At 66.5% G+C, this 11488-nt stretch carries 13 protein-coding genes; 1 reads left to right on the top strand and 12 read right to left on the bottom strand.

The window, feature by feature from the left end; translation table 11 throughout:
* Window positions 1-3 precede the first annotated feature (3 nt).
* The 11 genes from B9C43_RS40965 to B9C43_RS41010 all read right to left on the bottom strand — a co-directional run bounded on the left by B9C43_RS40965 (window position 4) and on the right by B9C43_RS41010 (window position 9243).
* Complete coding sequence (locus tag B9C43_RS40965) at window positions 4-1053, bottom strand: ATP-dependent DNA ligase (protein ID WP_200825922.1); 1050 nt, start codon at window positions 1051-1053, stop codon at window positions 4-6.
* Window positions 1054-1075: 22 nt separating this feature from the next.
* Window positions 1076-2251: an ABC transporter permease gene (locus tag B9C43_RS40970; protein WP_235039142.1), complete on the bottom strand. Its 1176-nt coding sequence runs from the start codon at window positions 2249-2251 to the stop codon at window positions 1076-1078.
* The gene (locus B9C43_RS40975) at window positions 2238-2915 is read right to left on the bottom strand and encodes an ABC transporter ATP-binding protein (protein ID WP_143446952.1); all 678 of its coding nucleotides are present in this window, start codon (window positions 2913-2915) and stop codon (window positions 2238-2240) included. Before B9C43_RS40975 ends, B9C43_RS40970 begins: the two co-directional genes overlap by 14 nt.
* A complete protein-coding gene (locus tag B9C43_RS40980) occupies window positions 2912-3955 on the bottom strand; it encodes an efflux RND transporter periplasmic adaptor subunit (RefSeq protein ID WP_160097048.1) in 1044 nt (347 codons plus the stop codon). The genes B9C43_RS40975 and B9C43_RS40980 overlap by 4 nt, the downstream gene beginning before the upstream one ends.
* A complete protein-coding gene (locus B9C43_RS57060; protein ID WP_160097050.1) occupies window positions 3952-4572 on the bottom strand; it encodes a hypothetical protein in 621 nt (206 codons plus the stop codon). Before B9C43_RS57060 ends, B9C43_RS40980 begins: the two co-directional genes overlap by 4 nt.
* 24 nt (window positions 4573-4596) lie before the next feature.
* Entirely contained in the window at window positions 4597-6402 is a 1806-nt protein-coding gene (locus B9C43_RS40985) for a sensor histidine kinase (protein WP_084432855.1), read from the bottom strand.
* On the bottom strand, window positions 6395-7081 hold the full coding sequence (locus tag B9C43_RS40990) for a response regulator transcription factor (RefSeq protein WP_033389272.1): 687 nt from the start codon (window positions 7079-7081) through the stop codon (window positions 6395-6397). Before B9C43_RS40990 ends, B9C43_RS40985 begins: the two co-directional genes overlap by 8 nt.
* 79 nt (window positions 7082-7160) lie before the next feature.
* Window positions 7161-7484 (bottom strand): fluoride efflux transporter FluC, encoded by a 324-nt coding sequence (locus tag B9C43_RS40995; RefSeq protein WP_084432856.1) that lies wholly within the window; start codon window positions 7482-7484, stop codon window positions 7161-7163.
* Window positions 7481-7816 carry a fluoride efflux transporter FluC gene (locus B9C43_RS41000; RefSeq protein ID WP_084432857.1) on the bottom strand — a complete coding sequence of 112 codons (336 nt, stop codon included), beginning with the start codon at window positions 7814-7816 and terminating at the stop codon, window positions 7481-7483. The genes B9C43_RS40995 and B9C43_RS41000 overlap by 4 nt, the downstream gene beginning before the upstream one ends.
* Window positions 7817-7825: 9 nt before the next feature.
* A complete protein-coding gene (locus tag B9C43_RS41005; protein WP_033389269.1) occupies window positions 7826-8200 on the bottom strand; it encodes a VOC family protein in 375 nt (124 codons plus the stop codon).
* A gap of 59 nt (window positions 8201-8259) precedes the next feature.
* A complete protein-coding gene (locus B9C43_RS41010) occupies window positions 8260-9243 on the bottom strand; it encodes a Gfo/Idh/MocA family protein (protein WP_084432858.1) in 984 nt (327 codons plus the stop codon).
* Between the two features lie 116 nt (window positions 9244-9359).
* Here B9C43_RS41010 and B9C43_RS41015 point away from each other — a divergent pair, with 116 nt between their 5' ends.
* The gene (locus B9C43_RS41015; RefSeq protein WP_033389267.1) at window positions 9360-9875 is read left to right on the top strand and encodes a hypothetical protein; all 516 of its coding nucleotides are present in this window, start codon (window positions 9360-9362) and stop codon (window positions 9873-9875) included.
* A 21-nt stretch (window positions 9876-9896) separates the two neighbouring features.
* Here B9C43_RS41015 and B9C43_RS41020 read toward each other — a convergent pair whose 3' ends face one another.
* On the bottom strand, window positions 9897-11438 hold the full coding sequence (locus B9C43_RS41020; RefSeq protein WP_084432859.1) for an alpha/beta hydrolase: 1542 nt from the start codon (window positions 11436-11438) through the stop codon (window positions 9897-9899).
* Between the last annotated feature and the right edge of the window lie 50 nt (window positions 11439-11488).

Here is an 11488-nt window from a genome sequence, read left to right on the forward strand (position 1 = left end):
AACTTAGCCGAACAGCATCTTCAATTCAGCCGGAGCGACCTGTTCAAGCTGCGCGTACGTGCAGGATTGGGGCGTGCGGTCCGGGCGGAAGCGCACCAGGCGGCTGCCGTGCCGGAAACGCCAGCCTTGAAGGTGCTCATAACGGACTTCCGCCACCCATTCACACCGCAGCGGTTCCCATGACAGGTCTTTGCCAACTGCCCAGCGGCTGTACCCGATGCTGGGTGTGTCCGCCTCGACCCATTGCCGCCACGGGTGGTCCTCCAGCGCGTTCTCCCGCAGCGGCGCGAGCTCGGTCACCAGCTCACGACGGCGTGCCGCGGTGAAACTCGTGGCCACGCCCACAGGCCGCAACACGCCCTCTTCGTCGAACAGGCCGAGCAGCAGAGATCCCACGGACTCGCCGTCCTTGTGCCACCGGAAACCCGCGACGACACAATCGGCTGTCCGCTGGTGCTTCACCTTCCACATCACACGCTTGTCCGGCTCGTACGGCTGGTCGGTCGGTTTGACCATCACACCGTCGAACCCGGCTCCTTCGAACCTGGTGAACCAGTCCTGCGCGACGTCCGGATCCGTGGTGATCGGTGTCAAATGCACCCGAGCCAGCTTGTCGTCGAGCACGCTCTCCAGCAGGTGGCGGCGCTGGGCGAACGACTCCTCCAGCAAGGAGCGGTCATCAAGGGCGAGCAGGTCGAAGGCGACAAAGCTGGCCGGTGTCTCCGCGGCCAGCTTGTTCACCCGGGACGCCGCGGGGTGCAGGCGCAGCTGCAGCGCCTCGAAATCCAGGCCGGTCTCGGAGACGATGACGATCTCACCGTCCACCACGCACCGTGGCGGCAAGGCTTCGCGCAGCAACTCAACCAGTTCCGGGAAGTACCGGGTCAGTGGCCGGTCGTTGCGCGAGCCCAGCTCGAGCTCGTCGCCGTCCCGGAACACGATGCACCGGAACCCGTCCCACTTCGGCTCGTAGCTCAGCCCTGGCCCGCGCGGCACCTCGTGCACGGCCTTGGAGAGCATCGGTTTCACCGGCGGCATCACGGGTAGGTCCACGCCTGGAACACTAAAGCACTGGTCAGGGCGACGCGAGCGCTTCGGTCGGAGTCAGCGCGGACGCCCTGACCGCCGGGTACACCCCGGCCAGCACACCGATCGTCAGGGACGCTGCGAACCCGCCCAGCATCGCCGTGCCCGGGATGACCAGCGGCCATCCTTGCAGGTGAGCATACGCGGCCGTGCCCGTGATGCCGAGCAGACCGCCCGCCAGCCCGCCAAGTCCACACAGGACTATGGACTCGGTGAGGAACTGGCCGCGGATCTGTCCCTTGCTCGCGCCGATCGCGCGACGCAGCCCGATCTCGCGTTTGCGTTCGAGTACCGAGATCACCATCGTGTTGGCCACACCGATCCCGCCGACCAGCAACGCGACCCCCGCGAGGCCCAGCAGCAGCGTGCCGAAGGCGTTCTGGGTGATTCGTTTGGCGGCCAACGCGTCCGATGGCCGGTTGACCTGAACGAGGCTGGGTTGCTCGGGGTTGAGTGTGCGCGGCAGGACCTGGCGGACGTCCTCGATGGATGACTCGTCGGATCTGACGTAGACGACCGTGGGTTTGCCGTCGAACCCGAGCTGGTCCTTGGCCGCGTCCCAGCCGATCAGCACCGATCGTTCGACGTCGGGCGCCAGCGGCATCGGGGCCAGCACACCGATCACCGTGAACCACTTGTCCGCCAGCCTGATCTGCGGTGCCTGCCCGTCGGGGATCTCGGTGATCCCCAGCCAGGTCGCGGATTTGCTGCCGAGCACGACCGTGGGGAACTTCTCGGTCGCCGCGCTCAGGAACGTTCCAGAGTGGACCGTGCCGCCGAGGATCCGCAGCAGGTCCGGTGACGCGGCGAGAGTGGTGATGCCGCTTCCTTGAGCGTTGACGTCCGACCGGCGGACGTCGGCGTGCACATTGGCCACACCGTCCGCGAGCTGCACTGGCCCGATCCGCCGAGCCATCTCGACCGATTGCGGCGGCATGCCCGCTTCCTTGTTGTTCAGCTCGTCGCGCATCGCCTGTGCCCGCAACAGGTTCGGGCCGAGCGCGGCCAACTCGTCGACCACCGCCTGCTGGCTGGACGCCGGGATGCCGATCACCACGAGCATCGTCGCGATACCGATGGAAATGCCCAACGCCGCCAGAACAGCACGCAACGGCCGGGTCCGCAGCCGCGCGAAACCCAGTGACAGCAGATCAAACGGCGACACGATCCGCCCCTATCCGCCCGTCCCGGATCTCCACGACGCGTGGCATGCCTGCGGCGATCTCCCGATCGTGGGTGATCACCGCGATGGTCGTGCCTTCCGCGTGCAGCTCGTTGAGCAGCTCCAGTACCGCACGTCCGTTCGCGGTGTCCAACGCTCCGGTCGGCTCGTCGGCCAACACGAGCGCGGGCCTGTTGACCAACGCCCGCGCGATGGCGACGCGTTGCCGTTCTCCACCGGACAGCTGATGCGGCAAGTGCTTCGCCCGGTTCGACAGGCCCACCCTGGCCAACGCCTCCAGCGCCACCGGTCGGCGTCTCCGGCGTGGAACTCCGGCGTAGAGCAGCCCAGTGGCCACGTTGTCCGCCGCGGTCTGACCGTCGTTGAGGTGGAACTGCTGGAACACGAACCCGATCTCCTTGCCGCGCAATGCCGACAGCCGCCGGTCCGACAGTTTGGTCACGTCCTGGCCTTCCAGCTCGACAATGCCCGAGGTCGGCTTGTCCAAAGTGCCCATCAGATGCAGCAGTGTGGACTTCCCTGAGCCGGACGGGCCGACGATGGCCAGCAACTCCCCCGGCGTGATCGTCAGGTTCACGCGGTCCAGCGCCCGGACACCACCCGCGTATTCTTTGCTCACGTCCTGGATCCGCAGCACCGGCATCACGAGGCGGTCACCACCGTGAGTCCCTCGGTGATGCCCGTTCCACTCACCTCGACCATTCCGTTGGCGAACATGCCTGTCTCGACGGGGACGAGTTTGGTCGTGTTGCCTGTCACCACTTGCAGCGCGTATCCGCCTTCTTTCACAGCCAGCAGCGCGCCGATCGGGACCGCGAGGACGCCCGACTTGGCCGAGCCGACGACCTTGACCGTCACCGAGCCTTCCACGGCGGCGACCGCGGACGGATCGTCCACAGTGACCGTGGCGGTCATCTTGGTGCCGCCTCCGACCGGGTTGGTGTCGGGCTTGTCCTGGCTCTTGGCGACGGCGGCCACCGATCCGGTGGTCTTCGATCCGCTGGGCAGCACGATGTCCACTTTGGTCCCGGTGGCGATCGCCGAGTCCACCGACATGGTCACCACCTTCACATCGGACGTGTAGCCGACCAGCGGACCGTCGGCGGTCGTTCCCAGTTGTGCGTTGACCGTGCCGATCCGGACGGGTGCGGGCAGGACCACGACGTCCGGCAGGTCGACGATCCCGGTCTCGTCGGTCTTCAAAGCCTTCTGCCACTTCTTCACCGCTGCTTGCGAAGCTTCAGTGAACGTGTCGGACCGCCCGGCTGACTTGCTCAGGTAACCCAGGTCGGCCAGATTCTGGTTGACCACCTTGACGTCAGGGCCCTTGATCCCAGGAGCGTCCAGTTTGCGGTAGGTCGGTGTGCCGCCGATGAACAGAACCGCGGGCCGGTTGTCTACTTTGTACAACACATCGCCGCGACCGATCTTCGCACCGGCCGCGGGCAACCAGGTGACGGTTCCGGCCGCACGTGCCTTCAATGGTGTCTCGTCGCCGAATCCCAGTGTCCCGGTGAATTCCTCGGACAGCGAAAGGTCCGTCTTGACGACGGTGGTGGTTCTGGCCGGTTCGGGTCCGCTCGCGGTGGCAGCGTGCTGCTTGCCTCCCACCAGGGCGACCACGATCGCCCCCGCGACAGCGACAAGCAGCACGCCTGCGGTGATCAGGATTCCCTTACGGCTCACTTGTACCCGCCCGCCGCGACTTCCCGCTCGCACTTCGGCGTCAAGTCGAGGCCCTTGCTGATCGACTCCGGGTCGTTCTGCGGGCCGCCGAACGCGGGCCCGACCATGCCGCTGTCCTCGTTCTTGCTGACCTCGACGTACTTCACGCCCTTGGCGCGCAGGCACGACACAACGCGACGGGCGAAGTCGAAGGCCTCGGGGTTGTTGATGTCGTTCTCCCACGCGGGCAACGGCAGCAGACCGTCACAGGCCTTGGCCGCGGCTTCGACAACTTCCTTCGGCGGCTTCTGGCCTCCGGCCCCCGACTGCCCGGGCGACCCCGGAAGCACTGGGCCTGACTGCCCGTCGTCACGGCCGCGCCCCAGGTCTGCTGGCATGCCGTGGTCCACCATGCACTTGCGGTAGTCGTCATACAGCCGGGCTTCTTCCTCGGCCGTCATGTCGATGCGGAACCGGGGCCGGTCTTTCACCGGCGAGCTTGGCTGCCCTTGCGGACTCGGTGTGGCCGATTCGGACGTCTGCACGGAAGCGACCCGCGGGGCGGCTTGCTCAGCCTGCGACGAGCACGCGCTGAGTGCGGCGACGCCCACCAGGACACCTGTGATCACGAGTTTCATACCGACGAACCTGTCGGACGAATATCAGGATCCTGTCAGGAAAGTGTCGTCAACCGGTAGCCGCAGCCGGAACGTCGAACCACGGCCGAGTTCGCTGACGGCTGTCGCCGTGCCGCCGTGTGCCTCGGCGAGTTGCCGGACGATCGCCAGGCCCAGCCCGGAACCGCCGGACTGCCGGTTGCGGGATTTCTCCGCACGCCAGAACCGGTCGAACACCTTCGGCAAGTCCTCGGCGGAGATCCCGGTTCCGGTGTCCACGACGTCGATCACCACCCAACCGTCCTGCATACGGCCGCAAACAGTGACCGATCCGCCCGGTGCGGTGTGCCGCAAGGCGTTCGTCACCAGGTTGCCCACGACTTGACGCAGCCGCACGGGATCCGCGTCGAGCCCCGGATCGCCTTGCACGTCAAGCGAAAGACGCACGCCGTTGGCTCGCGGCTGGTTCGCCGCGACGACTTGTCCCAGCAGGTCGGTCAGGTGCACGTGTTCCTTGTGCAGCCTGAGCCTGCCCGCGTCAGCCATCGCCAGGTCCTGCAGATCGTCCACAATGTGCTGGAGCAGCAGCGCCTCCTCCATCAGTGAGGTCACAAGCGCTTGGTCGGGCTTGGTCACGCCGTCCTGCGCGGCCTCCAGCCAGCCCCGGATGTTGCTCAGCGGCGTCCGCAGCTCGTGCGCGATGTCACTGACCATCGCCTTGCGTTGGCCCTCAAGCTGCTCGCGGCTGTCAGCCATCTCGTTGAAGGCCGCAGCGAGCTGGGCGATCTCGTCCGACCCGCTGACCTTGACACGCGCGGTGTCGTCTCCGCTTTTCATCCGCAGAGCGGCACCGGTCAACGCACGCAGCGGCCGGACCAGCCGGGCACCAGCGAACACCGTGGCCAGCACCGTGACAAGCAGGACGAGCGCGGCCACGCCGATGATCCGCCACCGGCTCGCGGCGGACAGGTCCCATCCAGCCGACGCCTCGCTCGGTGTGTTGACGAACAACAACGCTGCTGGCGCGAAGTACGACCGCAACTGCTCGCGCCGCGCGTCGGCGACGCATTCGGCCACCACTTGGCCTCGATCGGGCGAAACCGGCGCCGAGGCCTGCGACGGGAGCGGAGCCGGGACTATCTCCCCGTTCTGGTCGAACTGGAGAGCCACATGCGGCTGTCCTTTTGGGTCAAGACAGGCGTTGACCAACGCCGCCAGCTGCTTCAGTGCGGCGCGCTCGGTGGGCATAGGCGTGGTGAGGTCGTTGCCTGTCGAGCAAGAACGGATACTGGCCGCGGTGTTCTCCGGTCCGCGCACAATGGACCGTCCACTCGGGAGTTCTTCGAGCGTGCCGGATCCGGTTCTTGTCTGCACACAGGCGAGTACGGTGTCCGCCACGCTCTTGAGCCTGCCGTGTTCGTCGGGCGTCAGCTGGAAGGGGCCGACAGCGCGGCGATCGATCCGGTCGGCGGTCTGGCCGGTGGCCAATGCCGAGTCCACCGACAGCGGGTCGATGACCGCCGACGGCTTCTCCGGCAACGGTTCCGATCCCACGATCGGCCGACGGTCCGATGTGGCCAGTGTGATGTTCCTGCCGGTCTGCTCACTCAGCTGCCGCACAACGGCTTCGACGCCTGCCCAGTCCTTGTGCGTGGCCGCGTAGCCGACCAGGGTGTCGTAGATCTTGGCGTCGTCGGCGAGTGCTTGACCTTGCGCTTGTTTGATCGCGACCGTGGTGGTCTGGGCCGCGAGCCACGCAGTCGCCGCGATGGAGCACAACGCCACCACGATCGACACGATCAGCAGCCGGACCAGCAGGCTGTGCCGATTCCTGGGTTTGCTCCTATCCATCGGTCAGCTTGTAGCCGACGCCGTACACGGTCATCAGCCGGGTCGGCTTGCGTGGATTGGGTTCGATCTTCTTGCGGAGGTTCATCACATGTACGTCGATCGTCCGCGTGGTGATGAACTTGTCGAAGCCGTGCAGCTGTTCCAGCAGCTGCGCCCGGGTGAACACGCGGTCAGGCTGGGCCGCGAGGGTGGCCATCAGCCGGAACTCGCCTGGGGTGCAGGGGATCACGGCGCCGTCGCTGCTCAGCTCGTGCTTGTCAGGGTCGATCACCAGCCCGCCGACCCGCAGTACCCGGTCCTTGGGGGACTGCTTCGGCGCGGTGCGACGCAGCAGCGTCCGCACCCGCGCCATCAGTTCCCGGGGGCTGAAGGGTTTGGTGACGTAGTCGTCGGCGCCGAGGTCGAGGCCGAGCAGCAGATCGTCCTCTGTGGATCGCGCGGTCAGCATCAGCACGGGCACATCGGACTCCCGCCGCAGGATCCGGCACACGTCAAGGCCGTCGACACCGGGCAGCATCACGTCGAGTACCACCAGGTCGGGACGCTGCCTGCGGACCTCGTCCAAGGCGTTGCGGCCGTCGTGCACGACCGCGACGGTGTGGTTCTCGCGCTCAAGGTACCGGCGGACCAGCTCAGCCTGCTTGTGGTCGTCCTCGGCCAGCACCACGTGCGCACACATATGCCCGATAATAGGGCGAGATCAGCACCTGGCCAGTGATGCTGACAAGACCCTCACATTCCACTCTGGACCGGTTGCCTCACCGGATCGCCAGCCCCAGTGCGGCGGCGCCAAGTCCGGCCACCAGGCTCAGTGCGACGTAGGCTGCCGCGGTCGCGTACGCCTTCCGTTCGACGAGTTCGAACGTTTCGTAGCTGAACGTGCTGTATGTCGTGAGTGCACCGCAGAAGCCCGTTCCCACCAGCGCGTAAATCCCGCCGGACGCACCGGCCACCAGCCCGAGGACGAAACTCCCGGCCACATTGACCGCGAACGTCCCCCATGGCCTGGAAACCGTGCGACCCGCCACATATCGCAGGGGCGCACCGACCATGGCGCCGAGCACGACCATCAAGGCGGTCACGCGAACCGCCTGCCGATCAGGACGCCCGCGGTCACCGCGATCATGGCCGCCACCAGCGTCGCGGCCAGGTAACCGACAGCCATCCCGAGGCTCAGGCCGAGCCCCTGCACGGTGTAGGTGGAGAAAGTCGTGAATCCACCGAGGACTCCGACGCCGAGGAACGGCCGAGTCAGCCGGTGTCCCGGCCGTCCCCCCATCAGAACGCCGATCAGCAGGCAGCCAAGCACGTTCACTGCGAAAGTGCCCCAGATGGACGGAACCAGCAGGCCGACGGCGTATCTGGCCAGGGCGCCCAGCCCACCTCCGAGTGAAACAGCGAGTACAACCAGCACCCGTGCACTTTAGGCATACGGCGCGGTGAGGAGCTCCATGGCGTGCCCGTCCGGGTCGTCGAAGTAGAAGCCACGGCCGCCGTACATGTGGTTGATCTCGTTCGGCTTCTGCTTGTACGGATCCGCCCAGTACGGGATGCCGGCGGCCTTGATCCGCTCGAACGAGGCATCGAACTCGTCGTCGCTGACCAGGAACGCGCAGTGTTGTGACTGGATGTCCCCGGTGGTGTCGAAGTAGTCGAGGGTGACCCCGTTGGACACCACAAGCGGATAGAACGGTCCCCATTTGTCGCCGACCTCGAGGCCGAGGATGTCGGCGAGGAACTTGGCTGATGCTTTGGCGTCTTTCGCGTAAACGATGATGTGGTTCAGCTCAATAGCCATATGTTCCAGCCTAGAAGTCGGACATATTGAAGTCAAAGCGACAACACAGGTGATTTCGGTCAGCCGGTCGGAATGCGGGGCTCCAGGCCCGCGGCGGTGTAGATGGCATCGATCACCGCCATGTTCTTGATCGAGTCCTGCGGCGGGGTCAAGGTCGGCTCGCCTTTCTCGACCGCGTTGACGAACGCGTCCAGCTGGTATTCGTACGTCGGCCGCTTGCCGAACCGCTCGACCCGCTTCCCGCCACCGGCAACCACGGTCATCCGGTGAAACAACTGCGGCGCGTACGGGTTGGTCAGGCTCATCAGGCCGTTCGAGCCGTACACCGTCGCCGATACACGCAGGAAGTCGCTCGACCACATCGAGCAGGTGATCTCCGCGGTGTACCCCTCGTCGAACCCGACCTCCGCGATCATCGCCCGGTCCACGTTCGGCTTGTGCAGTTTGGCCCGTGCGGACAACACCTTCGGCTCGGATCCGGCCAGCGACCGTACCAAGTGGACGGGATAGCAACCCGCGTCCATCAGCGCACCGCCGGCCAGGCCGAGGTCGTAGCGGATGTCGGAGAACCTCGGCAACGGGAAGCACAGCGCGGCTTCGATCCGTTCGATGTCCCCGAGTTCGCCGTCCCGCATCACCTCGACGGCCCGCCGGAACATCGGGTGGTACCGGTAGTGGAACGCCTCCATGACCACCAGGCCGCTCGACTCGGCCGCGTCGGCGACCGTCTTGGCTTCGACAGCGTTGGCGGTAAAGGGCTTCTCACACAGCACGTGCTTGCCCGCGGCCAGCGCGGCGAGCGTCCATCGGCCGTGCAGCCCGTTGGGCAGCGGGTTGTAGACCGCGTCGATCTCCGGGTCGTCGAGCAGATCCTGATAGCCCTCGTGGACTTTCCGGATGCCGTGCTTGGCCGCGAACTGCCTGGCTTTGCCGGTGTCCCGGGCGGCCACCGCGGCCACCTCGACGTCCCCGTTCCGCTTGGCCGGGTTGATCAGCGCGGCGGGCGCGATCCGGGCCGCACCGAGCACACCGATTCGAAGCATTCCCCGATCATGTCACGGCTGCCGGGTGCTCGAATGGAGTAGGTCTTCCGGCTCTACCGGCAAGTAACCGGCGGTGGCTGAATAGGCGTCGTCCTACTAGATCGGAGGAAATCCCCGTGGCAGCGACCGCATTGGCCGCACTCAGGACGTCCGAGCAGGCCCAGGTGTTGACGAATCTGTTGCGGTCCCACCCGGAACTCGCGGCCGAGGCCGAATGGCACGCGACGACGTTGCTGTCCGCCCCGTCGTACGAGGAGGTCAGCATGGCCCTCGCGAAAACGCTGACCGGCTACGAGTTTTGCGACATGGACGCACCCGACGTCGGCGTCTGCGACCCCGACGACGCCTGCGCCTATCTCGTGGACAAAGCCGTCGAACCGTACCTCGCGGAGATCCAACGCAGGGCCGCCCTCGGGCTCGTCAACGCCGCCCACGGCATCGCAACCGGCGTCCTCATGTGCCTCTACGGCCTGCGTGAGTACGAACGCTGCACCGAGCACGTGCTCGGCAGCGCAGGCGACCTGGTCGACTACGCCCGCCGAGTCACGATCTTGCTGGAACAGCTGGACATTCCGCTGCCGGAGCGCAACCTGGCCATGGCCTGCCCGACCTGGCCGCTGGCCGCGGGCTGAGACCCGCGGCCAGCGGGTGGTTCAGCGGATCCAGCCCGGAATGCCCGGCTGTGGCCCGGCGGGCAGCTTGCTCTTGCCCGCGCCCAGGGTCTGGCTCACTGGCGGCTCAACAGCCTCGCACCTGGCGCCCTTCTTCGGTGTCTTCAACGTCGCCAAGTACGTGTCCACAGCGCCGTTGGTGCAGTCGCTGCGGCCGTAGACGCCGTGTCCCCAACCTTCGTACGTCAGCAGAACGGTGGTGTCCTTGGTCTGCCGGTGTGCGTTGACCGCCCACGAGTAGGCGGTCGCCGGGTCGTACAACGCGTTGAGCATCAGGATCTTCGGCGCGTTGTCGATGTCCAGCCGGTGCTGCGGGTTGTTGACCTTCTCCGGCAGGCCGACGCAGCCGGTGATGGCCGAGTGCCCGAGCGAACCGCCGCGCATGTCCGGGGCGATCGTGTTCTCCATCCGCTCCAACGCCTTGTACTCGGCGAAGGAACGCACCGGCAGGCTCCAGTCGGAGCAGAACGCCGCCTGGAACACCGCGTTGACCTCCTGGTCGGCCGCGAAAGCCCGCGTCGGCGCGGGCTTGCCGCTGTCGAGTTCGACCAGGAAGTCGGTCAGGCCCTTCCAGTCCGGGCCGTAGAACGCGCCGAACGCGGCGCCGATGATCTGCCGTGCCTCGGCCTTGCGGGTCGGGTCGAACGGATCGGTGACCTCACCGCGGTCGGCCTTGGCGAGCAGGTTGTGCCAGAACTCGCGTACGTCCTTGCCGTGCAACGCACACGCCGCGGTCCGGTCGCACCACTTGACCCACTCGTCGAAGGAGCTCTGCGCGGTCTGCGCTTCCGTGGCGGCGAACCCCCACGTGCCGAGGCTGTGGTCCATGTTGCTGTCGATGACCATCGCCCGGATCTTGTCGCCGTACCGCTCGGCGTACTGCTGGCCCATCAAGGTGCCGTACGAGATGCCGTAGTAGTTCATCTTCTGCTCGCCGAGCGACCGCCTGATCGCGTCCATGTCCTGGATGGTCGCGCCGGTGTCGGCGTGGTCGGAGATCGGGCCGCTGCGCTTGCGGCAGTCCTCCTTGAGCTCCCGGTTGTACGCCGCCAACGCGTCGAACTCGGCCTGGTTGGCGGGATAGCTGCTCGGTGCCCTGGTGAGCAGTTCGAGCGAGCACTTGACCGGCTGGCTGCGTGCGACACCACGCGGGTCCCAGCCGATGATGTCGAACCGCGCCTGGACATCGGCGCTGAAGTACTCCTTGCTGCCGATGGCGAAGCTGACGCCGGACCCACCGGGCCCGCCCGGGTTGATCAGCATGATCCCGGCCCGTTTGGCCGGATCGGTCGCCTTGCGGCGAGCCACCGCGAGATCGAACTTCTCGCCGTCGGGCTTCTTGTAGTCGATCGGCAGGCGCAGGCTGCCGCACTCGGCCGTGGGGTCCTCCGCGCACGGCTTCCAGTCGATGGATGGAACTTGATACGCCTGGACCTCTGTTGTCTGCGCGCTGGCTACCCCGGCACTGAACAGCAGTGTTCCGCTGGCGAGCGCCACCCCGAACGCGCGCATGGCTGGTCTCAAGATCGTCGCCCCTTTCCTAGGAAGGCACCGACCCTGCCAAGACCTCACCG

Source organism: Kibdelosporangium aridum (assembly GCF_900176515.1).
GTDB lineage: Bacteria > Actinomycetota > Actinomycetes > Mycobacteriales > Pseudonocardiaceae > Kibdelosporangium > Kibdelosporangium aridum.